Source organism: Anabaena sp. CCY 9613, assembly GCF_963920895.1.
Classification (GTDB): domain Bacteria; phylum Cyanobacteriota; class Cyanobacteriia; order Cyanobacteriales; family Nostocaceae; genus Cyanocohniella.
Map to the genome: position 1 here is coordinate 87,905 of NZ_CAWUDE010000003.1, position 26,626 is coordinate 114,530.

Sequence of the window (26,626 nt, forward strand, 5' to 3'; positions counted from 1 at the left end):
GAATTTGAACTGAAAATACCTAAAACGCATTTTTCATGAAAAAACTAACTTTTATGTTTTATATTGTGAAAATTTAGCGGTTGCTGAGGAACTTTTTAGCAATCAGCCACACAATTACCTAATGGTATCGATCCATATATCGACAGATAGATTTAAAATTAAAAAGTTTTAAATCACCACTCACCACTAATATTGGGATAGGAAAGTCTCTTAGGTTACCGAACTGCTGTGACTAATATGGAAAATATCTGGCTAGTTGACACTAAATTTACTAATTACAATAACTGTACTTAAGTACCTATGTGACTAGCAGAATCTTCTTAATTTTATTGTCCAGAAACCTGATTACTCCATATTATTTGTGAATAATCAGGAAATTCATTCCTCACCCTTGTAGATTCTTACATAACTCCCAAAGTGGAAACAGCGTTTTTACGCAATCTTCTTTCCTGTTAATCTTATAAATTTTTGTGAAAAGTGATGGTCATGGCTCCCGCCAAGATTCTTGTAGTTGATGACGACCCTGCGGTCCGCAATTTAATCCAACGGTTTTTAATTAGGCAGACCTATCAAGTAGAGGCGGCTGAGGATGGTAAATCGGCCTTAGCTTTATTTGAGCAATTTAACCCAGATTTGGTGATTTTAGATGTCAATCTCCCAGATGTCATTGGGTTCAACCTCTGCCAAGAAATGCAAAGTCGTAATGGTGTTTTCGTGCTGATGTTAACTAGCCGTGCAGATGAAGCCGATAAAATTCGTGGCTTCTCTAAAGGTGCTGATGACTATCTCACCAAGCCATTTGGACTAGGAGAGTTAGAAGTTAGAGTAGCAGCCATCTTGAGACGTCAACGGGTTGTGACGACTGCTGAACAAAAACGCCTGGTATTTGAAAAGTTAATGATTGATCCGGTGCGACGCGAGGTAGCACTCAACAACCAAGCAATACCCTTAACTGCTCTGGAATTTGATCTGTTGCATTTCCTCGCTAGCCATCCTGGTAGAGTCTGGCGGCGTGCAGAACTGATTCAAGAAGTCTGGGATTATGAATATGTTGGCGACCAGCGGGTTGTCGATGTACATATCGGTCAAATTCGCAAGAAAATTGAAGTCGATGCTAGTCAACCAGCACTAATTCAGACTGTACGGGGTGTAGGGTATAAATTTGAATGTCCTTCTCAACAGGCGGAAGCTCACTCTTGAGTTGATAGTCACTAATCTAGAGTTGTGTACACAAGGTATCCCAATCTGATTAATGTTTGGGGCACGGTGACCGTGCCCATGCTCAGGCATGAGCCAGAATGTTGTTTACTAGCACTTGTGTAATGGCTGGTAAATTAGGTTTTGCTGGCCAGTTGGTGCAGGGCATTGATATTTAGCTGTGGTGAAACAAAGTTTCTAAATATACACGAGCAGCGCGGCGATCGCTATCTCCATTTTGCAATAAAAACAGCGATAATGCAGCCGTCAGGACTCGGTTTTGATCCCAATCAGGATGTGTTTCTAAGTAAGTCTTGAGGGATTCATGTAGTGTTTCGGGAATTTCTGTAAAAATACTAACTGTTGCGTTCATAAGTTCTTCCTTCTCTGAGGTCAATCAAGAGGGACAAGTTGCTTGTGGTGATGTGGAATTTGCCTGATATAATCCTGTGTCTACCCGACAATCTACACCAACGTTTCAGGTACTTTTTGGTGTCAATGTGGAACGGACTACAAAACAAGCCAGTCGAATCATTGTGCGCCAAGAGGGGGTGGTTTTGTCAATGCTGCGAAATGTTAAATCCGGTGGTATAAAAAATAAATATCAACGCAAGAATAGGGGTTAAAACCAGGTTTTTGTTACTCAACTTAACAAAAACTCAGTCCCTTAATACTCATACTACTGAGAATCAAATATCCCCAGTAAAACGGCAAGTGCCTATTAGTTCGTCCAACATCTGTGGAAAACTATCAAAATACCTGTGGAAACTCTGTGGAATCGTAGAGGAAAAGACTGGCTAATGATAAGAATTACAAAAACATTTTTTTTGGTGACTGGGAGATGAGGGGAATGGAGAGATGTGGGATAACTTATCCCCTTGTCCCCTGATTCCCTGCTAATTCTGCTATCGCCGACGTTCTTGCAACTTGCGATATACTGATTTAATATCTACTTGATGGTGAGCTAAAGCCACTAAGGTATGGTAAAGCAAATCCGCAACTTCACCTGCAATAGAGTCGGCATCATCATCCTTAAATGCCATCACCACTTCAGCGCTTTCTTCACCAATTTTCTTCAAAATTTTGTTATCGCCACCGGCTAAAAGTTTGCAAGTGTAAGAATTTTCATGAGGATGATCACGGCGATCACAGATCACCTGAAATAATTGTGACAATGTATCTCCTGGTGGTGGAGCGATCGCTCCTTCTATTTGATGAAAACAACTGCGTTCACCAGTATGACAGGCAATATCCCCTATCTGCTCTACACCAATCAGCAGCGCATCACTATCACAGTCATAACGGATACTATGTATTTTTTGAATATGGCCAGAAGTCGCTCCCTTATGCCATAATTCCTGGCGAGAACGACTCCAAAAGCAAGTTTCTCCAGTTGCTAAAGTCTTTGTTAATGACTCCTGATTCATCCATGCCATCATTAAGACAGTGCCATCCAAATAATCTTGGATAATTGCTGGCACTAGACCCCGTTCATCGTAGCGAATTTTATCAACAGGAATAGAGTGAAGTAGTGAATGCGGATCAGTAGAAAACATACCAGCTAATTTGTTCTCATTAAACATGATTTATGGATTCACGATACCATTCTCAATAGGTTAGCTGACATGCTGTTTTGGATTCAACTTGATGATTTAGTCTTACACAAACGCCCTCCTATCTGTCGCCGATTGCATCTTGACCGCACTCAACGCCACTTGGTGAGCTTTAGACGCTTCACCATACCAATGAATGGCCGAGTTAAAAGCTGCCCGGTAAAGATCTTGGTAAGCCTCAGATAATTTAGTACGAATCTCTAAAGGCAAGTCTTCGTTCGACTTGTATAACATATTGTTATTTTTTCTGTTCAAATAATTCTATAGGATAGAATTTCTGAACAGTTTTTCACCCTATCCTAAGATAGAAGTTTTGACCTGATGAGGAAATGAAGAAGCGATGGGACGCAAATAGTAGCTGGTAGTATTCAGTATGTGAATACCTGCCTTATAAAATTTACGAGAAAAATCACCCACTGTACCTGATAAGGTCAGTGTAGGAGGATATCACTTCTTAGGAGAGAACTTTGGTAAATACCACTATTAAAACCACAAAATCACAAGAAATCTTTGCCGCAGCCCAAAATTTGATGCCAGGAGGAGTTAGTTCTCCAGTTCGTGCATTCAAATCCGTAGGTGGACAACCCATAGTTTTTGAGCGTGTTAAAGACGCATACATTTGGGATGTAGATGGCAACCAATACATTGATTATGTTGGCACTTGGGGCCCAGCTATTTGTGGTCATGCCCATCCCGAAGTCATTGCGGCACTCCATGAAGCCTTGGAAAAAGGTACTAGCTTCGGTGCGCCTTCAGTACTAGAAAATATTCTGGCTGAAATGGTCATCGATGCTGTTCCCAGTATCGAAATGGTCAGATTCGTCAATTCTGGTACAGAAGCTTGTATGGCAGTATTGCGATTAATGCGAGCTTTCACCAACCGGGAGAAAATCATCAAGTTTGAAGGCTGCTACCACGGTCACGCCGATACGTTTTTAGTGAAGGCAGGTTCTGGTGTCGCCACACTTGGGTTACCTGATTCACCAGGAGTGCCTAAATCAGCAACAAGCGGTACTCTCACGGCTCCTTACAATGACTTGGAAGCTGTGAAAGCTTTGTTTGAACAAAATCGTGATGAGATTGCTGGTGTAATTCTAGAGCCAGTTGTGGGCAATGCTGGATTTATTACTCCCGATGCTGGATTCTTAGAAGGTTTACGCGAACTAACCCACGAACATGGTGCATTACTGGTTTTTGATGAGGTAATGACAGGATTTCGTATTGCCTACGGTGGCGCTCAAGAAAAATTTGGCGTTACACCCGACCTCACAACTTTAGGTAAAGTCATCGGTGGTGGCTTACCAGTTGGAGCCTATGGCGGTCGTCGAGAGATTATGTCAATGATTGCTCCCTCAGGCCCTGTGTATCAAGCGGGAACTCTTTCTGGTAATCCTTTAGCCATGACTGCTGGGATTAAAACTCTGGAATTGTTGCAAAGACCTGGTACTTATGAGTATCTTGACCAAATTACTCAGAAGCTAGCAGATGGATTGTTGCAAATTGCCCAAGAAACTGGTCATGGCGTTTGCGGTGGACACATTAGCGCTATGTTTGGTCTCTTTTTTACCGCTGGGCCAGTTCATAACTACGAAGATGCCAAAAAGTCTGATATGGCTAAATTTGGACGATTCCATCGTGGTATGTTAGAGCGCGGTGTTTATTTAGCGCCTTCTCAGTTTGAGGCTGGTTTTACTTCTTTGGCTCACACAGAAACAGATATTGAGCAAACTTTAGCCGTTGCACGGGATGTACTGTCTAATTTGTAACTTCTCAGAGATATCCCTGGAACAAGTAGCTTGACATACTCCCCCGAATTGGATTCGGGGGATTCTAGACTTAAAGGGCAAAGGAAAGAGGGTTTTAGAGAGTTATTGCGTAACTCCTAACTGAGTCAAACATCTACCTTTTAACTAAAAAATTATGCTTACTCAAGATAAAAAACAACGTAATTGGCAACCCATTATTAAAGCCTTTGAAGCGGTAGTTGGTAAAAATGGTGTCGTACAGCGCCGTGAAGAACTCATCACTTATGAATGCGATGGTTTAACTAGCTATCGCCAACGCCCTGCTGTGGTAGTTTTACCCAGAACTACAGAACAAATTGCCGCAGTGGTCAAGATATGCAACAAATATGCTGTAACTTTCATCGCCCGTGGTTCTGGTACTGGTCTATCTGGTGGGGCGTTACCATCGGTAGATTCAGTTCTGATCGTCACTTCATTAATGCGGCAAATCCTGAGTGTTGATTTAGATAATCAGCGCATTGTTGTCCAGCCAGGCGTAATTAATAGTTGGGTAACGCAAACTGTAAGTGGCGCGGGATTCTATTATGCACCAGATCCTTCCAGCCAAATTATCTGTTCAATTGGGGGTAACGTTGCCGAAAACTCTGGTGGGGTGCATTGTCTCAAGTATGGTGTCACCACTAACCATGTGTTGGGATTAAAAATTGTCACACCCACAGGAGAAATTCTGGATTTAGGCGGACAAGTACCGGAAATGCCTGGTTATGATTTAACAGGTGTATTTGTCGGTTCTGAAGGTACTTTGGGTATCGCAACAGAAATTACCTTACGAATTCTCAAAAGTGCTGAATCAATTTGTGTTTTATTAGCGGATTTTACCAGTATTGAAGCTGCTGGAGCTAGTGTTTCTGATATTATCAGCGCGGGAATTATTCCCGGTGGTATGGAAATGATGGACAATATCAGCATCAATGCAGTAGAAGATGTTGTAGCAACAAATTGTTATCCCCGCGACGCTACCGCTATTTTATTAGTAGAAATTGATGGTTTAGATGTAGAAGTTGAGGTAAATAAACAAAGGGTAGCTGAAATTTGTCAGAAAAATGGCGCCCGTAATGTAACTTCTGCAAGTGACCCGGAAACCAGATTAAAACTTTGGAAAGGACGTAAAGCTGCTTTTGCAGCTGCTGGTCATTTAAGTCCAGACTATTATGTCCAAGATGGTGTAATTCCTCGGACGCAATTGCCTTATGTTCTCCAAGAAATTGAGGCATTAAGTGAAAAATTTGGGTATAAAATTGCCAATGTATTTCATGCAGGAGATGGTAATTTACATCCACTAATTTTATTTGATAATTCTATACCAGGAGCATTAGAAAAAGTAGAAGAAGTTGGTGGGGAAATTCTCAAGCTTTGCGTCAAAGTCGGTGGTAGTATTTCCGGTGAACATGGCATTGGTGCAGACAAAAAATGCTATATGCCAGATATGTTTAGCGATACTGATTTAGAAACTATGCAATGGGTAAGGCAAGTCTTTAATCCTCAAGGTTTGGCAAATCCCGATAAGATATTTCCTACACCCCGCACTTGTGGTGAAGCAGCAAATACAAGCATGAAACAGTTTGCCGGCGTGGAAAAATTTTAACTCTACTAGTAGTTTGTCAATAAATAATTGATGGATACACGGACAATGTAGTCTGTAGATACTCAAAGCAATGTGCGTAACTAGGGACTAGGGGTAAAGTTTTTTCCCAATAACCAATGACCAATGACTAATGACTAGCAAATACCGCATATTCTGGGCTGTTTTGCTTTTGGGTACAGGATTATTAGTAACTCTAGTGCTTTCTTTGTCCCAAGGAGCGGTACATTTAACTCTGAGAGAATTTTGGCAAGCAATTCTTCATCAAGGCGACCCTATCAAGCAAACAATTCTGTGGGATTTACGGATTCCGCGCATTATCGCAGCGCTTATTGTCGGTGCAGCATTGGGAATGTCAGGTGCTTTATTACAAGGAATGTTACGTAATAGTCTGGCTGACCCATTTATTTTAGGTATTTCTGCTGGTGCTGGACTGATTGTGATTTTGATGATCAGTTTACAGGTTTTTCCGATTGCCATTCCTCTAGCTGCATGGATAGGCGCAATTTTAACTTCGGCTATTGTGATTTTGTTGGGTCGTGCTGGGTCAGGAATTTCTATTGAAAGGTTAATTTTAGGGGGAGTAGCGGTGAGTTCTTTATTAGGCTCAGTACAAACTACCTTACTTTTATTAGCGGAAGACGGTCAAATTCAAATTGCCCTCAGTTGGTTGGTTGGTAGCCTGAATGGACGCGGTTGGCGAGAAATTGCCACGGCTGGCCCCTATATTATGGTGGCATTAATTGGGGGATGCTTGTTGGCGCGGTCTGTGAACGTGCTGGCGTTGGGAGATGATTTAGCTGTAGGTTTAGGAGTATCATTAACGCGATCGCGCTTATTAATTGGTGGTGTGGCCACTTTATTAGCCGCAGGCGCAGTTAGCATCTGTGGTTTAATTGGGTTTGTTGGTTTAGTTGTACCTCATGGTGTCCGTCTCATCGTTGGTACAGACCACCGTTTTGTATTACCACTTTCAGCATTAGCTGGAGCTTGGCTACTCACCTTTGCAGATTTACTTTCTCGACTGGGAGCAGTAGAACTACCAGTAGGTGCTGTCACCGCCTTGTTGGGTTCACCTTTATTTATTTGGTTACTTTATCGGCGTTCGGCTGGATTGAATAAACTATAATTTTAATTCTTGACCATGCCCCTTGAACTACAAAATCTCACTGGTGGTTACACCGCCTTACCCATTGTTGAAGACATTAACTTATCTTTGCAAACAGGAGAATGGTTAAGTTTAGTCGGTGCCAATGGTTCTGGTAAATCTACAGTTTTAAAATTATTAAGTCGGATTCTATCACCACAGCAAGGAACCGTCCTACTTGATGGCAAAGCCATTCATTCTCAGCCCCCCAATGTAGTTGCACAAAAATTAGCATTATTACCGCAACAACAAACAGTTCCTGTAGGCTTAACAGTCCGACAATTAGTAAGTTTAGGACGCACCCCGCATCAACCTTGGTGGCAATGGGAATTAAATCATGAAGATAGACAAAAAGTTACAGCAGCAATTCAAAAAACCCAACTAGAAAAATTAAGCGATCGCCTAGTCGAACAACTTTCTGGCGGAGAAAAACAACGCGCTTTTTTAGCATTAGCCCTAGCACAAGAACCCAAAGTATTACTATTAGATGAACCTACAACTTATTTGGATATCAACTATCAATTACAACTCTTAGAATTACTCAAAAATCTCAACCAGCAGCAGAATTTAACAATTGTCACAGTCTTGCATGAATTAAATTTAGCCGCCAGATATAGCTCTCGAATTGCCTTATTAAAACAAGGTCATCTTTGGGAAGTGGGAACACCTAAAACAGTTCTCACACCAAACTCCATCGCCCAAGTTTTTGGCGTAGAATCTGTAATCATTCATACACCAGTGGGCTTACAAGTTTGCGCTATTGCGGCTGTATAAAACTCTTAATTTAAATCAGCTAAAACAAGTTTATTTTTCTCATTTTTTACTCTCTGCGCCTCTGCGCCTTTGCGTGAAACAAATTCATAAATTCAATCAGCAACACCAAAAGTTATATATATGAAACAACTTAAATCTGAAAGTTGGACACTTATCAAACACCGACTAACACCTTACTTATTCTTACTTCCAGCCCTAATTCTCTTAGTATTAACAGTTTTTTGGCCAGCCATCCAAGCATTTTATCTCAGCTTTACCAGCTACGAAGACCTTTCTCAACCAGCACAATGGATAGGTTTTGGTAATTTCCTGCGCCTGTGGAAAGATGCAGTTTTTTGGAAAACTTTAGAAAACACCTTTCTTTATCTAATAGGTGTCGTCCCAATTTTAGTCATGGTTCCCTTAGGATTAGCGATTTTAGTAAATCAGAAACTGCGAGGCATGAATTGGTTTAGAGCCGCCTACTACACACCAGTAGTGATATCAATGGTAGTTGCGGGTATCGCTTGGAAATGGCTATATGCAGAAAATGGCTTACTTAATCAAGTTTTCACAACATTAGGTCTTTTCCCAGAAGGAATTCCCTGGCTAACTAGTCCAGAAAAATTGTTAGGAATTGTGCCGATTTCTCTAGCCAGTGTCATGGCTGTCACTGTGTGGAAAGGACTCGGCTATTACATGGTGATTTATTTAGCGGGGTTGCAATCAATTCCTGCTGATGTGTATGAAGCCGCAGCTATTGATGGTTCAGATGGTATCCGCAAACACTGGGATATTACTGTACCCTTAATGAAACCATATTTAGCATTAGTCGCTGTGATTTCCGCCATTTCTGCGACTAAAGTTTTTGAGGAAGTATACATCATGACCCAAGGCGGGCCACTCAATAGCTCTAAAACAATTGTTTATTATTTATATGAAGAAGCTTTTAGTAACTTAGAAATTAGTTATGCCTGTACCATTGGTCTAGTCTTATTTTTAATAATTTTAGGTTTATCAGTATTGCGATTAGCTATCAATCAGCAAGATGGCGATAATATGACAATCTAATCAATAAAAAATATAACTTCTTTTTTGTTCGGTAAGATTGCTGGCAAGTAAGACTAAATCTTTATATGTGAGAGAATTTTCTGTATAAGATCTTTTTTTTTGCCATCTAGAACCGTAATCAAAAAATATGGTGAATCTATCAGCAGTTGTGGGAATCTTACCGCGATGAAAAATGCTACCAGTAGCCGCAAAAATCACAGTTCCTGCTGAACCAAGACATGATTTATAATTAACTGGTGAGATGACGCTTTTCATGGTTGACTCTTGAATATAACCAGACGTGTAGTTTAGAGATTGAGATATTTTTTCAGTTAATATTTGGGGGATATACTGAAATGGCCCTGTATCCTCATTTACATCATTTAAATAAATTATAATTTTTAAGATCTTTGTATCTTCTTTATCTATATGCCATAACCGAGAATTTAGCTCTACTTGATTGGCAATATCTCTACGAAAATAAACTCCATTATAGGCAACGGGTAAACCTAGATAATTTTCTACAATATTGAGTAAACGTTGTTCAATTCCCCAGGAGAAAATTTCTGGATATTCCTTAATTTGTTGGGAATTAGCATGAACGACAAACTCGTTTTTATGACCAGAAATACTAGGTGGTATTTTTGGTATCAACTTTTGTGCGGCTGCGAGTATATCTGGAGTAGAGGGGATTCCTAATGCTTCTAAAGATGTAATTACAACACCTTCATTTTTGATTTTCTCCACTAGAGACATATCAGTATAGGAAATAATAGGTAGATTGATGAAATGCTTTTTTAATGCTGTTTGATAGGCAACTTCTTGTCTATATTTTATCAAGGGTATAGCATCAAATTTTCTGGCAATTTTATTCCGCATTTTTTGCAGCAGTAGATACATATATTTTTATCCTTGCACTACTTGAATTTATAACCTAGGGGAGTTATTTGTATGAGGATGTTTTATCTTAAACCTTCCTCACGATACCCATAGCTAGTCAGACAAATCTCTTACTTAAGTTATAAATTTGTGGCAAAAATTTTAAATAACAACCATGAATAACAATTTATACATCATGATAAATTCATTTGCGCTATGAAACTGTGTTTTATCAAGCTCTGGAGGATGAGGACTAAAGTCCTCACTACAAACGCATCAAAATTTTATTTTGAGATTAAATAGTTGTTTCAGAAGAGCCTTCTTCCCAGGATTTAGTTTCAATATCTGAGTCGTCTAAATATGCATAGTATTCTGGGGCAGAATTAATGTTTGGTAAGTAGATTAATTTGTTAATTTCGTTGAGAACTGCTGATGCCGACTGATATCTTTCTTTAACATCATCCATGACCATTTTATTGATAATATCTAATAGAGCATGGCTTACCATTGCCTTGTCACTCCATTGCAATTCTCCATGAATATTTCTATCTAATTCATGAGGTGAGACGCCAGTGAAGGCTTTAATGCCAATCATCCCGACAGCATAGATATCACTACTGTATTGGGGACGCCCAAAACATTGTTCGCTCGGTGCATAACCTTTGGTGCCAATGCCAATAGTAAAAGGTGTTTGTTCATGATCTTCTAGTTGCGGTGTGGCGACTTCTTTGACAGCACCAAAGTCAATTAACACAAGTTGGTAATCTGAGTGTCGCCGGATGATATTGCTGGGTTTAATGTCCCGATGAATCACGCCATTTTCATGTACAAACGCAAGTATTTGTAATAATTCTTGCATAATTTTGATAACTGTAATTTCGTCAATAGCTTTACCTAAGCGCAATTCTTGGTTCAGAGGATGACCAATTATATATTCTTGCACTAAATAAAATTCTTCATCTTGTTCAAAGTAAGCTAGAAGCTGAGGAATTTGCTGGTGCTGTCCTAATTTTTCTAGTGTTTGGGCCTCGGAATTAAATAAACGTCTGGCAAGTTCTAAGCTTTTGGCTTGAGTATTAGCTGGCTAAGTAAATCTTGCAAGTCATCTTGTTGGCTAATAATTTCTTGGACTACGGGAGAAGTTTTATATCTTTGGAAAATAGTTACCAATTGGCGGGTTCTGATTTTTTCTCTGGCGACTTCGGTTCCGAGATAGGATAAACCACTAAAGGCGATCGCTACCATCGGTATAGCTGTGGGAAAAATTAGCTGACTATACACAAAGCCCAAATAGCTAATACTACCCCAAATTCCCGCCAAGCCCAGGCTCAAGATAAATCTATTAATGCCACGCTTACTTCTGGTAATGATGAATGCTGTACCACCCACTAGCACTAGTACAAATAAACTCCGCAGTGGTGGATTCTCAATTGCTTGGCCTATGGCTTTACCTGTCATCAAAGTGGCGATAGCATTGGCGTGAATTTCCACTCCTGACATCTGTTCTCGGCTACTGCTAGCAGCTACCGGATGATAATCATTAGCTAACTGGGCCGTAGCACCAATCACCACGATTTTATTTTGGAAAAATTTTCCCTTTTGTAAATAAGTATCCCAGTTGGCTGGGTCAAGTACATACCATAAGGGAATTGTCTCAAATGTACCATTGGTTCCCCAAAAGTTCAGGCGATCGCCTTTGGGTGGGGGATAATGGATTTTTGCTGTCTGCAACACAGCTTGATCAAAGTCAGGAACTCTCTGTGACAGACTATTATCTGTTTCTACTAACTGCGAAAACTCACTAGCTAAACGGTGAACTTTGCCATCTACCTCTAAAGGAAAATTCACCGTCCCCATTGACACCCCACCTATGTGAAACTTCTCCTGAGGTAAACGCAGCTGCATGAAGGTTCCTTGATGTGTCTCAAAATTTTCGTAGAGTGCAGCTAAGGTAACTTTACTACCATACTTTTCTAATGCTGCCTGGAGTTGGCCATCGTCTTCACTTCCGTAACCACTAGGCAGATCAAACACTACATCTAAAGCCACAGCACTCGCACCAGCATTCACCAATTTTTCAATAATTTGAGCATATGCAGCGCGCTGAAATGGAAAAGACTTCAGTGGTTCCAAGTAGGCGTACTGTTGCGGATTTGTTTTATAGTACTGTTCGGGAACTGAGATCGACTGATCGTCAATTGCCAAAATCACGATATTTTTTGGAGGTACTATCGGCCCCCGCAGTTGAAAAAATGTGGAAATTGCCCGACTTTCCATCAATTGCACCCAATCTAAACCAGAAACAGTCAGCCATGCTGCACCCAATACAGAAACGCCAGTCAGCAAATGACCTAAACGAGCCATGAGCCGTGACTGACGTGATGCTATGCGAGTAACTTTGGTCGGGTTACTAGACGTTATATTGGCAGCAGAGACATTTTTTTTGGTTAAGGTAGATTTAGTTTCTTCTGCCATATCGTGTTAATAGTTGGTTTACGTACTACTCTATTTATTTATTCAGGGACTCTTTAACTACAAATACGTTGAAATTAGACTTAAATGAGAATTTTATACTTTTGTAATGTATTTTCTATTTTTGACCAAACTTGGGTAAATAAATTTCCCCTAAGTAAGCTGTTGACCTAGAGATGGCTCAACTTATTGTCTGATTGAGATCAAAGCCGTGATGATGCCATAAAATGAAGTCGGAAATTTTCCGCTTTAGCACTTATTTGCGGTGAGATTTTATTTGATCAACGCAATGGGTACGCCTCCTAGACTCGATACTATAGAGAGTTTCTTGTGATGAGACTGGTAACTCATTGTACAAGACTGGCACTTACCATCAAGCTTGTATTTTTGTTGACTCAGAAACTTATAGATGGTTATTATCAGATATTCTCATCCCAGACTATGCCTGACCTCTCTAGGAGTAAACTTAACCGTTATATAGCGAACCATGCTGTTAAGCAGTCAAATTTATTGGTAGATTTTGATCACGAAGTATCTCTTATAGTATTAAAGATGAAAAGATTCAAGTCCCGAAATCTTAAGTCTCATGTTTTAGCCAATTTCATGCTTTGCAAGAGGTAAGATAAAAGCTATACATAAAAATCTAGTCTAGGGATATTAGTAAATTTACCATTTGATAATTGCTATAATCTATTGTTCACTCTACATTCTTATCTATTTATTAGGTGTATTTTTCTATGGGTTCCCCAATGAATCGTCTGTCTATTTTTGTAGACGGAAACAATATGTTCTATGCTCAACAAAAAAATGGCTGGTTTTTTGACCCAAGACGAGTCTTAGATTATTTCAAACACGAGCAATCAGACACAACATTAATCAATGCCTTCTGGTACACTGGCTTAAAAGACCCACAAGATCAACGAGGATTCAGAGACGCTCTCATTAGTTTAGGATATACAGTACGCACTAAAATTCTTAAAGAATATTATGATGATTCTTCCGGTCGCTACTCCCAAAAAGCCAATTTAGATATTGAAATTGTCGTAGATATGTTTAATACAGTAGATCAATATGACCGAGTAGTTTTATTCAGTGGTGATGGAGATTTTGAAAGAGCAATCGAACTATTACGCTCAAAAAACACGCACATTACAGTTGTATCGACTGAGGGAATGATAGCTAGAGAGTTACGTAATGCTACGGATAGATATATTGATTTAAACGATATCAGATATAGTATAGAAAAAATTGAAGGCCAATAAATTAAACAAATATTTACAAATCTTAAGAGTACCAAAAAATAAGCTTCAAGATATTTTAAGCGCACAGTAAAAACTAAACAACATAGCCAAAATGGAAAGCAAACCAGAGAGAATCATTATTTTTGATACGACACTCCGAGATGGAGAACAATGCCCAGGAGCGACACTAAATATAGATGAAAAGCTAGCGATCGCCAAGCAATTATCCCGGTTAGGCGTAGATGTAATTGAAGCGGGTTTTGCCTTTGCTAGTCCGGGAGATTTTGAAGCCATAAATAAAATTGCCCAAACAGTGGGAACAGAAGATGGCCCGGTAATTTGTAGTTTAGCTAGAGCTAGGCACGATGATATCAAAACTGCGGCGCAAGCCATTAAACCGGCAGCCCGTGGACGAATTCATACTTTTATTGCTACTTCTAATATTCATCTCCAATACAAACTGAAAAAAACCAAATCAGAAGTAATTGCCATTGCCGAAGAAATGGTAGCGTATGCCAAAAGTTTCACCGATGATGTGGAATTTTCCCCCGAAGACGCTGGACGTTCTGACCCAGAATTCTTATACCAAGTTTTAGAACGAGCGATCGCAGCTGGCGCCACCACAGTTAATATTCCTGACACCGTAGGTTACACAACACCCAGTGAATTTGGGGCAATAATTAAGGGCATTAAAGATAATGTCCCCAATATTGATCAAGCAATTATTTCCGTGCATGGTCACAACGATTTAGGTTTAGCTGTTGCCAACTTCCTAGAAGCAGTAAAAAATGGTGCTAGGCAATTAGAATGTACCATCAACGGTATAGGTGAAAGAGCAGGTAACGCCGCCTTAGAAGAACTAGTAATGGCATTGCACGTCCGCCGACAATATTTCAATCCCTTCTTAGGAAGACCAGCAGATTCTGAAGAACCACTAGCGAAAATCGACACTCGCCAAATTTATAAAACATCCCGCTTAGTTTCTAATTTGACGGGAATGTTAGTACAACCCAATAAAGCCATTGTTGGCGCCAACGCCTTCGCCCATGAATCGGGTATTCACCAAGATGGGGTCTTAAAAAATAAGCTCACCTACGAAATCATGGATGCCCAATTGATTGGTTTAACAGACAATCAAATAGTATTGGGTAAACATTCTGGCAGAAATGCTTTCCGTACTCGCTTGGCAGAATTGGGCTTTGAACTCTCAGAAACCGAATTAAATAAAGCATTTGTGCGGTTTAAAGAAGTAGCCGACAAAAAGAAAGAAATTTCCGATTGGGACTTAGAGGCCATTGTTAACGACGAAATTCAACAAGCTCCTGACTTATTCCGAGTTGAGTTAGTGCAAATTTCCTGCGGTAGTAATGCTAAACCCACCGCTACAGTCACCCTCCGCACCCCAGACGGTGAAGAATTAACCGATGCAGCCATTGGTACTGGGCCAGTAGACGCAGTTTACAAAGCAATTAACCGTGTGGTGAATGTACCCAACCAATTGATTGAATTTTCCGTGCAGTCAGTCACCGCCGGAATTGATGCCATTGGGGAAGTAACTATTCGTTTAAAGTATGAATCTAGGGTTTATTCTGGTCATGCTGCCAATACAGACATCATAGTTGCGTCAGCACAAGCTTATGTGAATGCACTAAATCGCCTTTATGCATCTTTGCAAACCAAAGAAAAGCACCAAGAAGTCACAGCGGAAAAAGTGTAACAGCATGGGAGTAGGAAGTAGGGAATAGGGAGTAGTGGAAAAACTTTTTATTCTCTAGCCTCTAGTATCTAGCTTCTAGTCTCTCAAAGGTGTTCAGTTTTCATGAAATTTGACAAATATCATGCTCTGGGTAATGACTACCTAGTCATCAATCCCCAGGATTTCTTATTACCGCTAACCCCGGAAAATATCAAAATTATTTGTCATCGGAATTTCGGCATTGGATCTGATGGCATTTTGTTAGGGCCGTTATCATCACAAACAGCACAGTTTGGATTACGCATCTTTAATCCAGATGGAAGTGAAGCAGAAAAGAGTGGTAATGGATTGCGGATTTTTTCCCGCTACCTCTGGGATAAAGGTCTTGTAAGCGAAGAGTCCTTCTCAATTGAAACCTTGGGTGGATTAGTGCAATCGACGATACAAGATGCTGGGAAAACAGTTCAAGTAGACATGGGACAGGTGAGTTTCTGGAGTAATTATATCCCAGTCGCAGGCGATCGCAGAGAAGTAATCGCAGAATTGATCAATGTTGGCGATGAAAGTTTTTCATTTTGTGCAGCGACAATTGGTAATCCTCACTGTGTGATTCCTCTAGCTGAGATTAACCCTCATATTGCCAAACAATACGGGCCAATGATAGAAGTTCATCCTTTGTTTCCTCATCGCACTAATGTGCAATTCATGAAAGTTGTGAACGCAAACACCATCCAAATTGAAATTTGGGAAAGAGGTGCTGGCTACACTCTTGCTTCCGGTAGTAGCAGTAGTGCCGCAGCAGCTGTTGCACATAAATTAGGTTTGTGTGATGCTTCAATTACTGTGCAAATGCCTGGGGGAGAAATTTTCATCCAAGTCAAAGATGATTTTAAAATCTCTATGACTGGTTCTGTGACAAAGGTTGCTGAGGGAGAGTTATCCACAGATTTGTTTACAACCCTTGTTATGTAAGAATTTGGGCTAACCTACGAATACCTTCAGCTAACTGTTGTTCTGTCAGTTCACCATAACCGAAAATAAATTCGCCTGTACTTTTCGGTTGAAGATACTGGGGTTTAGCAGACATAATCCCTACACCCATGTTTGCAGCACGCTGAATTATTTCTTCATCGCTGAGATGAGTATGCAACTTTACCATGAAATGGATTCCCGCTTTTTCTCCTAAAATAGTCACTTTTTCGCCAAAGTGAAGATTTAAAGCCTGAAGAAGAACTTGACAACGCCGTTCATAGAGTGCGCGCATCTTTCTAATATGACGTTCTAAATGTCCTTCGGCGATGAAGTCTGCAAGTACCTGCTGTTCTAGTATGGGTAAATGGCGATCGCTTAACCATTTCGCACGACCAAATATAGCAACTAAACTTTTTGGCAATACTAAATAACCAATCCGCAGTCCAGGAAATAGCACTTTTGAGAAAGTCCCAATGTATAACACTGAATCACTGCAATCTAACCCTTGCAAGGCCGGAATTGGTCTGTCACCATAGCGATATTCACTATCATAGTCATCTTCAATAATTAATCCTCCCGTTTGCTGCGCCCAAGCTAGTAGTTCTAATCGCCGAGGTAAAGATAAAATTGCACCTGTGGGGAACTGATGAGAAGGTGTGACATATACTAGCCGAATGGGTTTATGGGTAAAGTTAATTAGTTCTTTCACCATCAAGCCTGAGTCATCAACCGTAATCGGTAACAGTTCAGCACTTTGAGTCTGAAATATTAAACGTGCGCTCATATAGCCAGGATCTTCCAGTGCAATCACATCCCCTGGCTCAATTAACAGTCGGACAATTAAATCGAGTGCTTGCTGAGTTCCATTGACAATCAGCACTTGATTCGCTTCACACTTTACAGCACGGGAACGGGATAAATAATCAGCGATCGCCTCCCGTAAAGGCTTGTAACCCAAGGGTTCTATGGAATAATCTAGCCAACTCAAATCTTTGTAAAAGTAACGCGAGAGTAATCTGCGCCACAGTTTCAGGGGGAATTTCTCTATGGCTGGTCGTCCGTAGCGAAAGTTAATTTGGGTATCAGGTTCAGTAAATCTCGGTACATCCTCTGTTTGAGATAAAACTTGACCATAGTGATTCAATTTAACTGGTGGACGAGCAATTGTTTGGCTCGATTCTATCGGTGTGGAATGTAGTAAATCATCGGGAAGTTGAGCGCAAATAAACGTCCCCGAACCCAAAACAGTTGTTAAATAACCCTCACTTAACAGCTGTTCATAACTTTGAGTAACAGTAGTACGAGAAATACCTAAAGATTTAGCAAGCGATCGCGTTGACGGAATCCTAACCCCAGGCGACAACCTCCCGCTAAGAATAGCTTGACGGAGTTCTTGATATAGCTGCTGATGCAGAGGTAAAGGCGAATTACTATCAAAGGCGATCACTAAATCCATAATCTCGCAATCAAAGTGGACTGGTATTAAATCATAAAAGTGGCTCTTGTTTAATACCACTAGGAAAATTACGCTGACATTAATAGAAATCAACACCCCTAATGATGCTGACAGAACAAAACATCACCATTAGAGAAACAACACCCCCAGAAGACTCACTGATTGCACAGCACTTTTATCAATTGTGGAGAGATAACGACGTTCTTGATGAAGCGATGAATGCTAATTGGCTGGATATAACCCTTGAGTTTATCACCCAAGCTCGACAAGAGTTGTTTTATCAGGCTTTTGTGGCAGAAGTAAATAGCGTAATTGTGGGTTCTGCCAGTTGTCAATTATTTTCTGGTTTATACCCCAACGTATTCACAGCCGAGTACCGCAAATTGGGATACATCTGGGGCGTTTATGTGGAACCAGCTTACCGTAAACAAGGCATTGCTAAGAAGTTAACTCAAAGTGCGATCGCTTATTTAAAAGCCATCGGTTGCACAAGGGTAGTTCTCAATGCATCGCCATCAGGTAAACCAGTTTATTCCCGCTTGGGTTTTGCAGAAAGTAATGCCATGCAACTGGATTTAAGGGAGTAAGGAAAGAAATAGAAGTTTCTGAATGCAACTTAATTTAGTGGAAATATCATCATGAATGAAATTAATCAGGAAAAATTAATACCCACACAACGTAGTCAAATTAAGCGCGTACCGCAAAGGGGAAACTATGAACGTGAGGTGATTTATGACATTTTAGATGAAGGTTTAATCTGTCATGTGGGATTTGCGGTAGATAATCAACCTTATGTAATTCCTACTGCTTATGGTCGCGTTGATGACCAACTATATATTCATGGTTCGCCAGCCAGTCGAATGCTGCATTCATTACAAACTGGTATCGAAGTTTGCCTAACTGTCACGTTACTAGATGGATTAGTACTGGCGCGGTCTGCTTATCACCACTCAATGAATTACCGTTCTGTAGTCATATTTGGTACAGCAGCCATAGTCAAAGATGCTGAAGAAAAACTAGCAGCCCTGCAAGCATTTACTGATCACGTAGTACCAAAAAGATGGGAAGAAGTGCGTCCACCTAATCGCCAGGAGTTACAAGGAACCTTGGTACTTTCTCTACCGTTAGCAGAAGCCTCAGCCAAAGTACGGACAGGCCCACCTTTAGATGATGAGGCAGATTACGCTTTGCCAGTATGGGCAGGTGTATTGCCATTAAAATTAGTTGCTGGGGAAGCGATCGCAGATTCTCGGTCAATTGAGCAAATACCTACACAAATACGAAACTATACTCGTTAATTATAGTTATCAAGAGAAAAGGGAATACTAAGACTAAGTATTTAGTTATTTCTCAACTTTATGTCAATTAACTCCCAAACAGTCCGCGCTACCTTGCAAAAAATTTGGGGTTACGATGATTTCCGTCCGCCCCAAGGCGAAATAGTCAACAGTTTATTAACAAACAAAGATGCGTTGATTATTATGCCCACGGGTGGCGGAAAATCAATTTGTTTTCAACTACCTGCACTACTACAAACTGGTTTAACTTTAGTAGTTTCGCCCTTAGTCGCATTAATGGAAAACCAAGTACAAGAATTATTACAACATCAACAAAAAGCAGCACTTTTGCATAGTGAATTACCATCATTTCAACGTCGTGCCACACTCCAAGCTTTAGAAAAACAGCAACTGAGATTACTATATTTATCACCCGAAACTTTATTGAGTGCGCCAGTTTGGGAAAGGTTATGTCAGCCACAATTACAAATTAATTCCCTAATATTAGATGAAGCCCATTGTTTAGTACAGTGGGGAGACACATTTCGTCCAGCCTATCGCAGATTAGGCGCAGTCAGACCTGCATTACTCAAATCAAAACCACCGGGAAGTAAAATTAGTATTGCCGCTTTTACTGCTACTGCTGACCCATCTGCCCAAAAAATTATTCAAACAGTTTTACAATTACAAACACCAGCAGTTTTTCGCTTAAATCCTTACCGTCCCAATTTGCATCCCAGCATTCGCATCGCCTGGACACCCAGAAGTAGAAAACAACTATTATTAAAATTTATTCAAAAGCGCCCCCAACAAGCGGGATTAATTTATGTACGGACTAGGCGAGATAGTGAAGATTTAGCCGCATGGTTAACTGATATTGGTTACACTACAGCTAGTTATCACGCCGGATTAGGTGCAGCAGAACGCCGCGCTGTAGAAGCTAATTGGTTAAGTGGAAAAATACCCTTTGTAGTGTGTACCTGTGCCTTTGGTATGGGGATTAACAAGCCGAATTGTCGGTGGGTAGTGCATTTTCACGTACCGCACCTCATGTCTGAATATGTCCAAGAAATTGGTCGCGCTGGAAGAGATGGCAAACCAGCCGAAGCATTAACCTTAATTAGTGAACCTACAGGATGGCTAGATCCAGAGGATAAACAAAGACAAAAATTCTTTGAAGAACAAATGCGATCGCAACAACGCACAGCACAGCAATTAGTGAAAAAGTTACCCAAACAAGGGGAAGTTAACAAAGTAATCCGACAATTCCCCGATGGTGCTACAGCACTGGCTTTACTTCACAGTAATGGTCAACTCAATTGGTTAGATCCTTTCCATTATGTAATTAATTCAGGAGTGAAAAATCAGCCAGTAACACAATCACAAGCTGTCAAACAAATGCAACAATATTTAACTACAAAAAAATGTCGTTGGCAGTTTCTTTTAAATGCTTTTGGCTTTGACAAAGAAGCTGCTAACTGGCGTTGTGGACATTGTGATAATTGTCGTTAGGGACTAGAGACTAGGGCTTGGGGACTAGGGATTGGGGAGATGAGGAAAATGAAAAACAAAGATGTTGGTACTCACCGAAAGTTTTTCCCCCTTGCACCCTGCACCCTGCCCCCTGCCTCTTGCCCCCATGTTTCCTTACTAATTAAAACTGTTGTAAAAAGCGTAAATCGCTGTTATACAAGCGGCGAATATCATCAATTTGGTGTAATACCATCGCAAAGCGTTCTACACCAAAACCTGCGGCGAAGCCAGTGTAAACTTCTGGATCGTAACCTACAGATTTCATGACGTTCGGATCAACCATGCCGCAGCCCATGACTTCTAGCCAGCGTCCATTCCACTGCAAATCTACTTCAGCCGAGGGTTCGGTAAAGGGGAAATAACTAGCACGGAAACGTATTGGCAAATCACCAAATATTGCTTGTAAAAATACTTTAATCGTGCCTTTGAGGTCTGTAAATGTCAGTCCTTCATCAATGGCTAACAGTTCTATTTGATGGAAAACCGCCGAGTGAGTAGCGTCTACATTGTCTCGCCGATAAACTCGTCCTGGGGCGACAACTCGGATGGGTGGTTCCTCTTTTTCCATGTAGCGGATTTGCACCGATGAAGTATGAGTCCGCAGCAGATTACCATCTGGCAAATAGAAGGTATCCTGCATATCACGGGCGGGGTGATCAGGTGGAGTATTTAAAGCTTCAAAATTATAATAATCTGTTTCCATCTCTGGCCCTTCAGCTACGGTGTAGCCTAGACCCACAAATACATCTAGTGCGCGATCAATAATCCCATTGAGTGGATGGATACGACCTTGGGGGCGGAAAACTCCAGGCATAGTCACATCTAGAGTTTCTGCCTCTAGTTGCGCCTGAATTTTGGCTGTTTCCAGGGCGGCGCGTTGCTGGTCTAAACTATTTTGTATGGACTCTTTGACTGTATTGGCGATCGCCCCGATTTTGGGTCTTTCTTCCGCACTCATTTGTCCCATACTTCGCAACAATACCCCTAGTTGCCCTTTTTTACCCAGATAGCTAACTCTGAGTTCTTCCAGTTTTTCTAGGGTATCGGCGGCGGCGATCGCTCGTTCTCCTTCTTGCCGCAGTGCTAAAAGTTGAGCCTCTAAATTGCTAGTCATTAGTTATTAGTCATGGGTCATGAGTCATTGGTTATTAGGTAAAGCTTTGGACTGATTACCAATAACCTGAATCAGAGGCCAAGGTCAAAACCCAGTCTCTGTTTACCAGTTTAGAGGCGATTGGGTGATATGAGAGTGTTTTTTTGCCTCATGCTTGTGACATCTGATATTGACAAATGACTGATAAAAAATCACAAATAACTAATGACTATTCAAAAGGGAACAGAAAACAGGAAGTAATAGTGATACCCCAACCAAAACCCACCATTTATTTTTATAGGGAAATATTACATTATCCTCCCTTGTCCCCTTGTCCCCTTGTCCCCTCTACAATGACCATGAAATTACTCATTAGCAATGATGACGGAATTGCGGCTTTGGGTATTCGTACCCTCGCCAATTACTTGGCAGAAGCCGGCCATGATGTAACTGTAGTTTGCCCAGATCGGGAGCGATCGGCAACTGGACATGGACTAACCATGCACCAACCGATTCGTGCGGAAGTGATTGAATCTGTATTTCATCCAGCTGTAAATGCTTGGGCTTGCGATGGTACTCCCTCTGATTGTGTGAAGTTAGCACTTTGGGCTTTACTCGACTCTCCCCCTGATTTAGTACTATCTGGCATTAATCAAGGTGCAAATTTAGGCACGGAAATTCTTTATTCTGGCACTGTTTCTGCGGCTATGGAAGGATTAATTGAAGGTATTCCCAGCATAGCGTTTAGTCTTACTAGCCACACCTCCAAAGACTTTCAACCTGCTGCTCATTTTGCCAAAATTCTGGTAGATCAACTGGCGGTAAAACCCTTACCAGATTTAATGTTGCTGAATGTTAATATTCCGGCTGTGAAGTGGGAAGAAATTGCTGGGGTAACTCTTACTCGTCAAGGAGTCCGGCGTTACGTAGATGTTTTTGACAAGCGAGTCGATCCTCGTGGCAAAATTTACTATTGGTTAACAGGTGAAGTATTAGAAGATGTGGAACCCCCAGCAGGTTTAAACTTGCCCCAAAACGTACCTATTGACGTGCATGTTACCCGCAAAAACTACATTAGTATCACGCCATTGCAGTACAACCTTACCTATGGAACTGGACTAGATAACTTAGCCCAGTGGGATTTTCCTTTTCCCTGAACCATTTGTGTAATTTCGTTAATCTATCAAAATAAATGGGCTGAATATTGGAAAATTGGGCAACTAAAAAATTTCTCCCCCACTTTCTGATGTTGGACTATTTACTAAAAATAAACCGTAAATCATAGTTAAATGCATCACAGCGAAATTTAGGCTATAAAGTAGGAGCTATCTCGATATTAATCTCAAACTACACTGAAAAAATTTAGACAAATGCCTTGTAATATACAGCCTACGCTGATATAAACAACCTGAAAGGAGGAATGCTGTTTTTCTCAGTAATAACCCTTAGCATACGTGTATCAAGGCAGCATAGACTAAACAAAACAAGTAACATTTGTGTTTTTGATCGCCCGCTCAATCCAGCAAGCAACACCCATGTCCAGGATAGAGAACCAATTTACCGTGCAATTTTGGGGCGTTCGTGGGAGCATCCCCAGTCCAGGTACACACACAGTTCGTTATGGCGGTAATACCCCTTGCGTTGAGATGCAAGTTGGCGGTAGACGCTTAATTTTTGATGGTGGTACAGGACTGCATGTTTTGGGGCAATCTTTATTGCGCCATATGCCGCTCGAAGCTCATATATTTTTTACCCACTCCCACTGGGATCACATGCAAGGATTTCCCTTTTTTGTCCCAGGGTTTGTCCAGGGTAATAAATTTCATATTTATGGTGCGATCGCTCCTGATGGTTCAACCATAGAACAACGTCTCAATGACCAGATGCTGCACCCAAATTTTCCTGTCCCTTTGCAGATTATGCAGGCAAATTTGAATTTTTACGACGTTAAACCAGGGCAAGAAATACATATCAACGACATTACCATAGAAACAGCAGCCCTCAACCATCCCGGTGAAGCTGTGGGATACCGAGTTAATTGGAGTGGTGGTGCAGCTGTTTACATCACTGATACTGAACACTTTCCTGACAGGTTAGATGAAAATGTGCTGTGGTTATCCCGGAATGCAGATATTTTAATTTACGATTCCACCTATACCGATGAAGAATACCATTCACCAAAATCGCCGAAAATCGGTTGGGGACATTCAACTTGGCAAGAAGCTGTGAAAATAGCCAAAGCCGCTAATGTCAAAACCTTGGTGATTTACCATCATGATCCTGCCCACAACGATGATTTTTTGGATCATGTAGGAGAACAAGCATGTGCGGAATTTCCCGGCGCCATCATGGCACGAGAAGGAATGATTCTCCCTGTTCCCACATCAGTTTCCTTATCAGAAAGTTTTCCTGTCAGCAAGTTTTCTCTATGAAGTTGGCAATCAAAGCGATGGGAGATTTTAGATTAGATTGGTGATCAAGAGCTGTTAGCGCGAGAGCGTACCTTACGGTATGCCGCGATCACTGGAGGGCAAGGGATGTGGTTTTTTAGCCAATTAAAGACGCTCATAGACCCTTGGCTGGAGATTGGCACGAGGATTAAACCCCCCGCCACCTTCCAAGTACAATAGAGACTATTTCGGCAAGAAATCTCTTGTACTCCAGACTGTTGACCGTAAGGTAGCTGATGCCTGATGGCTAAATAAACCTAAAATCCCAGAATCCACGTGCTAAATTTGTCTAAAAATGGATGTTCTGTGTGGGTTGCTTCTTCGACCGAAGGAATGCTGAGGCCGACTGCTGTTGCCCTTGGCAAATTTGATGGTGTGCATCTTGGTCATCACCGAGTTATTCAACCAATTTTGCCGCTAGCAAAAGGTGAAGAAACACAAGCAGATGGGGAGAATCTACAGGAATACTCACCCCAAAACCCCAGAAACACAACTCAAACACAAGAACGGACATACTCGACAGTTGTCACCTTTGATCCTCATCCACTGGAGTTTTTCACTGGTCAACCTCGGGCTTTGCTCACACCACTGGATGAAAAAGTCCAACAATTGCGATCGCTTGGGGTAGAACAACTTGTACTGTTACCCTTTGATAAAGACTTATCGGCTTTGTCTCCCGCAGAATTTGTAGACAAGATTTTGGTGCAACAACTACAATGTCGGCGAATTAGTGTGGGGCAAGATTTTTGTTTTGGCAAACAGCGCCGTGGTACTGCAAAAGACTTGCAATTGCTAGCCGCTAGACATGATATCCCCGTCACCATTGTTTCCTTACAAACTTATACAGACAACACTCCAACTCAAGAAGCTCCCATCAGCACTTCATTGATCCGCCATTATTTGGAAAGTGGCGACATCAAAAACGCCAACATACTTCTGGGACGCTCTTACACCCTCACTGGTGTTGTCATTCAAGGTCAACAAATGGGCAGAACAATAGGTTTTCCCACAGCTAACCTGCAATTACCCCAAGACAAGTTTATCCCCCGTCAAGGTGTTTATGCTGTCCGCGTTACCATTGTGAGTAAAACACCAGATGCTACTACGCCAACTCAGATATGGGGTGTGATGAATATAGGTAAGCGCCCCACAGTAAACGGTAGTAATTTATCTGTGGAAGTACATCTATTTGACTGGTCTGATGATTTATATGACAAAACACTGGCTGTACAACTAGTGGAATTTTTGCGCCCAGAACAGAAATTTCCTTCTCTAGAAGCCCTGAAAACACAAATTCAACTTGACTGTACCGTGGCTAGAGAAGTTTTGAGTGCTAAATGCTGAATTCTCATGACTGAATGGGAACACTGAATATCAGGGAATGGAGAATAAAGCATAGGTGATTCTCCATTCCAATTTCTTGCCCAATTACCAATTCCTGATTCTGTAGTGCATGAGAGAAAAAATTGACGCTCTAACAAAAAATCTTGCTCGTACCATCGTCGGGAAAAACGAAGCAATCCGCTTAGTACTAGTTGCCCTATTAGGTGGTGGTCATGCTCTACTAGAAGATGTTCCTGGAGTTGGCAAGACTCTTCTGGCTAAATCTTTAGCTCGTTCACTAGATGGCAAGTTCCAACGGCTACAATGTACCCCCGATTTACTACCCACTGATATAACTGGCACTAATATTTGGAACCCCAAAAGCGGCGAATTTACCTTTTTGTCTGGGCCAGTATTTACAAATGTGCTGCTAGCCGACGAAATTAACCGCGCCACACCCCGCACCCAGTCAGCTTTGCTAGAAGTGATGGAAGAACATCAAGTAACGGTTGATGGTGTCTCTCGTCTAGTTCCCCAGCCTTTCTTTGTCATTGCTACCCAGAACCCCATAGAATATCAAGGCACTTTTCCCTTACCAGAAGCCCAAATGGATAGGTTTATGTTGTCCTTGAGTTTAGGCTATCCTGGGGCAAAAGAAGAACTAGAGATGCTGCAAAACCTCCAAAAAGGTGCCAATGTTGCTGATTTACAGCCTTGTATTACCTTGGCAGAAATAGCTCAATTGCGTGATATTTGCTCGCAAGTAAGAGTAGAAACGTCTTTGCAAGAGTACATCCTAGAGTTGGTCAGAGCCACCCGCCAGGATGAAGAAATCATTTTGGGTGTCAGTCCACGGGGAACTATGGCATTACAAAAAGCTACCCAAGCCTTAGCTTTTCTTTCAGGACGTGATTATGCCATTCCTGACGACGTGAAATTTCTTGTCCCTCACGTTCTCTGTCATCGCCTCATTCCCAGGGGAGGACGCAGTGCGAGAAATGTAGTTGAGAGATTATTGAGGTCGGTTCCTATTCCTTAAATTCTTGTTTTGCTCAGATTTCAGCGTGTTAGAATCTCCTACAAAACA

The 26,626-nt window shown here is 41.2% G+C and carries 23 protein-coding genes and 1 pseudogene; 17 read left to right on the forward strand and 7 right to left on the reverse strand.

Going from position 1 to position 26,626, the window contains the following annotated elements:
* Positions 1 to 486 precede the first annotated feature (486 nt).
* Positions 487 to 1,200 (forward strand): response regulator transcription factor, encoded by a 714-nt coding sequence (locus tag ACM0OT_RS04090; RefSeq protein ID WP_414562988.1) that lies wholly within the window; start codon positions 487 to 489, stop codon positions 1,198 to 1,200.
* Between the two features lie 172 nt (positions 1,201 to 1,372).
* Here ACM0OT_RS04090 and ACM0OT_RS04095 read toward each other — a convergent pair whose 3' ends face one another.
* On the reverse strand, positions 1,373 to 1,570 hold the full coding sequence (locus tag ACM0OT_RS04095; RefSeq protein ID WP_414544376.1) for a DUF2811 domain-containing protein: 198 nt from the start codon (positions 1,568 to 1,570) through the stop codon (positions 1,373 to 1,375).
* 76 nt (positions 1,571 to 1,646) lie between these two features.
* On the opposite strand from ACM0OT_RS04095, the gene ACM0OT_RS04100 reads away from it, so the two are divergent.
* Positions 1,647 to 1,823, forward strand: a complete 177-nt coding sequence (locus ACM0OT_RS04100; RefSeq protein ID WP_414562991.1) for a hypothetical protein — start codon at positions 1,647 to 1,649, stop codon at positions 1,821 to 1,823.
* Between the two features lie 279 nt (positions 1,824 to 2,102).
* On the opposite strand, the gene hisIE is transcribed toward ACM0OT_RS04100, so the two are convergent.
* On the reverse strand, positions 2,103 to 2,753 hold the full coding sequence (gene hisIE, locus ACM0OT_RS04105; RefSeq protein WP_414563410.1) for a bifunctional phosphoribosyl-AMP cyclohydrolase/phosphoribosyl-ATP diphosphatase HisIE: 651 nt from the start codon (positions 2,751 to 2,753) through the stop codon (positions 2,103 to 2,105).
* Between the two features lie 102 nt (positions 2,754 to 2,855).
* Positions 2,856 to 3,044: a ChaB family protein gene (locus ACM0OT_RS04110; RefSeq protein ID WP_414562992.1), complete on the reverse strand. Its 189-nt coding sequence runs from the start codon at positions 3,042 to 3,044 to the stop codon at positions 2,856 to 2,858.
* Between the two features lie 233 nt (positions 3,045 to 3,277).
* Here ACM0OT_RS04110 and hemL point away from each other — a divergent pair, with 233 nt between their 5' ends.
* The 5 genes from hemL to ACM0OT_RS04135 all read left to right on the forward strand — a co-directional run bounded on the left by hemL (position 3,278) and on the right by ACM0OT_RS04135 (position 9,168).
* Entirely contained in the window at positions 3,278 to 4,576 is a 1,299-nt protein-coding gene (gene hemL, locus ACM0OT_RS04115; RefSeq protein WP_414562994.1) for a glutamate-1-semialdehyde 2,1-aminomutase, read from the forward strand.
* A 154-nt stretch (positions 4,577 to 4,730) separates the two neighbouring features.
* The gene (gene glcD / locus ACM0OT_RS04120) at positions 4,731 to 6,200 is read left to right on the forward strand and encodes a glycolate oxidase subunit GlcD (protein WP_414562996.1); all 1,470 of its coding nucleotides are present in this window, start codon (positions 4,731 to 4,733) and stop codon (positions 6,198 to 6,200) included.
* A gap of 130 nt (positions 6,201 to 6,330) precedes the next feature.
* Positions 6,331 to 7,326: a FecCD family ABC transporter permease gene (locus ACM0OT_RS04125; protein WP_414562998.1), complete on the forward strand. Its 996-nt coding sequence runs from the start codon at positions 6,331 to 6,333 to the stop codon at positions 7,324 to 7,326.
* Between the two features lie 15 nt (positions 7,327 to 7,341).
* Entirely contained in the window at positions 7,342 to 8,118 is a 777-nt protein-coding gene (locus ACM0OT_RS04130; protein WP_414563000.1) for an ABC transporter ATP-binding protein, read from the forward strand.
* 120 nt (positions 8,119 to 8,238) lie between these two features.
* On the forward strand, positions 8,239 to 9,168 hold the full coding sequence (locus ACM0OT_RS04135) for a carbohydrate ABC transporter permease (protein WP_414563002.1): 930 nt from the start codon (positions 8,239 to 8,241) through the stop codon (positions 9,166 to 9,168).
* On the opposite strand, the gene ACM0OT_RS04140 is transcribed toward ACM0OT_RS04135, so the two are convergent.
* Complete coding sequence (locus ACM0OT_RS04140; protein WP_414563003.1) at positions 9,169 to 10,047, reverse strand: 2OG-Fe(II) oxygenase; 879 nt, start codon at positions 10,045 to 10,047, stop codon at positions 9,169 to 9,171.
* 274 nt (positions 10,048 to 10,321) lie between these two features.
* Positions 10,322 to 12,501 (reverse strand): annotated as a pseudogene (locus tag ACM0OT_RS04145) (CHASE2 domain-containing protein).
* A gap of 734 nt (positions 12,502 to 13,235) precedes the next feature.
* On the opposite strand from ACM0OT_RS04145, the gene ACM0OT_RS04150 reads away from it, so the two are divergent.
* The 3 genes from ACM0OT_RS04150 to dapF all read left to right on the forward strand — a co-directional run bounded on the left by ACM0OT_RS04150 (position 13,236) and on the right by dapF (position 16,407).
* Positions 13,236 to 13,760 (forward strand): NYN domain-containing protein, encoded by a 525-nt coding sequence (locus ACM0OT_RS04150; protein WP_414545339.1) that lies wholly within the window; start codon positions 13,236 to 13,238, stop codon positions 13,758 to 13,760.
* 91 nt (positions 13,761 to 13,851) lie between these two features.
* Positions 13,852 to 15,456 (forward strand): 2-isopropylmalate synthase, encoded by a 1,605-nt coding sequence (locus ACM0OT_RS04155; protein WP_414563006.1) that lies wholly within the window; start codon positions 13,852 to 13,854, stop codon positions 15,454 to 15,456.
* Between the two features lie 102 nt (positions 15,457 to 15,558).
* A complete protein-coding gene (gene dapF / locus ACM0OT_RS04160) occupies positions 15,559 to 16,407 on the forward strand; it encodes a diaminopimelate epimerase (RefSeq protein WP_414563008.1) in 849 nt (282 codons plus the stop codon).
* Here dapF and ACM0OT_RS04165 read toward each other — a convergent pair.
* Positions 16,400 to 17,863: a PLP-dependent aminotransferase family protein gene (locus tag ACM0OT_RS04165; RefSeq protein ID WP_414563010.1), complete on the reverse strand. Its 1,464-nt coding sequence runs from the start codon at positions 17,861 to 17,863 to the stop codon at positions 16,400 to 16,402. The two genes, dapF and ACM0OT_RS04165, sit on opposite strands and share 8 nt — an antisense overlap.
* A 104-nt stretch (positions 17,864 to 17,967) precedes the next feature.
* Between ACM0OT_RS04165 and ACM0OT_RS04170 the strand changes: the two genes are divergently transcribed.
* Genes ACM0OT_RS04170 through ACM0OT_RS04180 form a run of 3 tightly spaced genes read left to right on the forward strand, consistent with a single transcriptional unit; the run spans position 17,968 to position 20,652 of the window.
* A complete protein-coding gene (locus ACM0OT_RS04170; protein WP_414563411.1) occupies positions 17,968 to 18,450 on the forward strand; it encodes a GNAT family N-acetyltransferase in 483 nt (160 codons plus the stop codon).
* A gap of 51 nt (positions 18,451 to 18,501) precedes the next feature.
* The gene (locus ACM0OT_RS04175) at positions 18,502 to 19,161 is read left to right on the forward strand and encodes a pyridoxamine 5'-phosphate oxidase family protein (RefSeq protein WP_414563012.1); all 660 of its coding nucleotides are present in this window, start codon (positions 18,502 to 18,504) and stop codon (positions 19,159 to 19,161) included.
* A gap of 60 nt (positions 19,162 to 19,221) precedes the next feature.
* The gene (locus ACM0OT_RS04180; RefSeq protein ID WP_414563014.1) at positions 19,222 to 20,652 is read left to right on the forward strand and encodes a RecQ family ATP-dependent DNA helicase; all 1,431 of its coding nucleotides are present in this window, start codon (positions 19,222 to 19,224) and stop codon (positions 20,650 to 20,652) included.
* A 142-nt stretch (positions 20,653 to 20,794) separates the two neighbouring features.
* Here ACM0OT_RS04180 and pheS read toward each other — a convergent pair whose 3' ends face one another.
* A complete protein-coding gene (gene pheS, locus ACM0OT_RS04185; protein WP_414545333.1) occupies positions 20,795 to 21,787 on the reverse strand; it encodes a phenylalanine--tRNA ligase subunit alpha in 993 nt (330 codons plus the stop codon).
* 338 nt (positions 21,788 to 22,125) lie between these two features.
* Between pheS and surE the strand changes: the two genes are divergently transcribed.
* The 4 genes from surE (at position 22,126) to ACM0OT_RS04205 (ending at position 26,578) form a co-directional block, all read left to right on the forward strand.
* Complete coding sequence (surE, locus tag ACM0OT_RS04190) at positions 22,126 to 22,923, forward strand: 5'/3'-nucleotidase SurE (protein WP_414563016.1); 798 nt, start codon at positions 22,126 to 22,128, stop codon at positions 22,921 to 22,923.
* Positions 22,924 to 23,301: 378 nt separating this feature from the next.
* Positions 23,302 to 24,198, forward strand: a complete 897-nt coding sequence (locus ACM0OT_RS04195; RefSeq protein WP_414563018.1) for an MBL fold metallo-hydrolase — start codon at positions 23,302 to 23,304, stop codon at positions 24,196 to 24,198.
* Positions 24,199 to 24,492: 294 nt separating this feature from the next.
* Positions 24,493 to 25,560 carry a bifunctional riboflavin kinase/FAD synthetase gene (locus ACM0OT_RS04200; protein WP_414563020.1) on the forward strand — a complete coding sequence of 356 codons (1,068 nt, stop codon included), beginning with the start codon at positions 24,493 to 24,495 and terminating at the stop codon, positions 25,558 to 25,560.
* A 109-nt stretch (positions 25,561 to 25,669) separates the two neighbouring features.
* Complete coding sequence (locus ACM0OT_RS04205) at positions 25,670 to 26,578, forward strand: AAA family ATPase (RefSeq protein WP_414563022.1); 909 nt, start codon at positions 25,670 to 25,672, stop codon at positions 26,576 to 26,578.
* Positions 26,579 to 26,626: the final 48 nt, after the last annotated feature.

Bases quoted from the DNA above. Each gene is read 5' to 3' on its own strand.
- ACM0OT_RS04090 (WP_414562988.1), top strand. From the start codon at position 487: ATGGCTCCCGCCAAGATTCTTGTAGTTGATGACGACCCTGCGGTCCGC.
- ACM0OT_RS04095 (WP_414544376.1), bottom strand. From the start codon at position 1,570: ATGAACGCAACAGTTAGTATTTTTACAGAAATTCCCGAAACACTACAT.
- hisIE (WP_414563410.1), bottom strand. From the start codon at position 2,753: ATGTTTTCTACTGATCCGCATTCACTACTTCACTCTATTCCTGTTGAT.
- ACM0OT_RS04110 (WP_414562992.1), bottom strand. From the start codon at position 3,044: ATGTTATACAAGTCGAACGAAGACTTGCCTTTAGAGATTCGTACTAAA.
- glcD (WP_414562996.1), top strand. From the start codon at position 4,731: ATGCTTACTCAAGATAAAAAACAACGTAATTGGCAACCCATTATTAAA.
- ACM0OT_RS04125 (WP_414562998.1), top strand. From the start codon at position 6,331: ATGACTAGCAAATACCGCATATTCTGGGCTGTTTTGCTTTTGGGTACA.
- ACM0OT_RS04130 (WP_414563000.1), top strand. From the start codon at position 7,342: ATGCCCCTTGAACTACAAAATCTCACTGGTGGTTACACCGCCTTACCC.
- ACM0OT_RS04135 (WP_414563002.1), top strand. From the start codon at position 8,239: ATGAAACAACTTAAATCTGAAAGTTGGACACTTATCAAACACCGACTA.
- ACM0OT_RS04140 (WP_414563003.1), bottom strand. From the start codon at position 10,047: ATGTATCTACTGCTGCAAAAAATGCGGAATAAAATTGCCAGAAAATTT.
- ACM0OT_RS04150 (WP_414545339.1), top strand. From the start codon at position 13,236: ATGGGTTCCCCAATGAATCGTCTGTCTATTTTTGTAGACGGAAACAAT.
- ACM0OT_RS04155 (WP_414563006.1), top strand. From the start codon at position 13,852: ATGGAAAGCAAACCAGAGAGAATCATTATTTTTGATACGACACTCCGA.
- dapF (WP_414563008.1), top strand. From the start codon at position 15,559: ATGAAATTTGACAAATATCATGCTCTGGGTAATGACTACCTAGTCATC.
- ACM0OT_RS04165 (WP_414563010.1), bottom strand. From the start codon at position 17,863: ATGGATTTAGTGATCGCCTTTGATAGTAATTCGCCTTTACCTCTGCAT.
- ACM0OT_RS04170 (WP_414563411.1), top strand. From the start codon at position 17,968: ATGCTGACAGAACAAAACATCACCATTAGAGAAACAACACCCCCAGAA.
- ACM0OT_RS04175 (WP_414563012.1), top strand. From the start codon at position 18,502: ATGAATGAAATTAATCAGGAAAAATTAATACCCACACAACGTAGTCAA.
- ACM0OT_RS04180 (WP_414563014.1), top strand. From the start codon at position 19,222: ATGTCAATTAACTCCCAAACAGTCCGCGCTACCTTGCAAAAAATTTGG.
- pheS (WP_414545333.1), bottom strand. From the start codon at position 21,787: ATGACTAGCAATTTAGAGGCTCAACTTTTAGCACTGCGGCAAGAAGGA.
- surE (WP_414563016.1), top strand. From the start codon at position 22,126: ATGAAATTACTCATTAGCAATGATGACGGAATTGCGGCTTTGGGTATT.
- ACM0OT_RS04195 (WP_414563018.1), top strand. From the start codon at position 23,302: ATGTCCAGGATAGAGAACCAATTTACCGTGCAATTTTGGGGCGTTCGT.
- ACM0OT_RS04205 (WP_414563022.1), top strand. From the start codon at position 25,670: ATGAGAGAAAAAATTGACGCTCTAACAAAAAATCTTGCTCGTACCATC.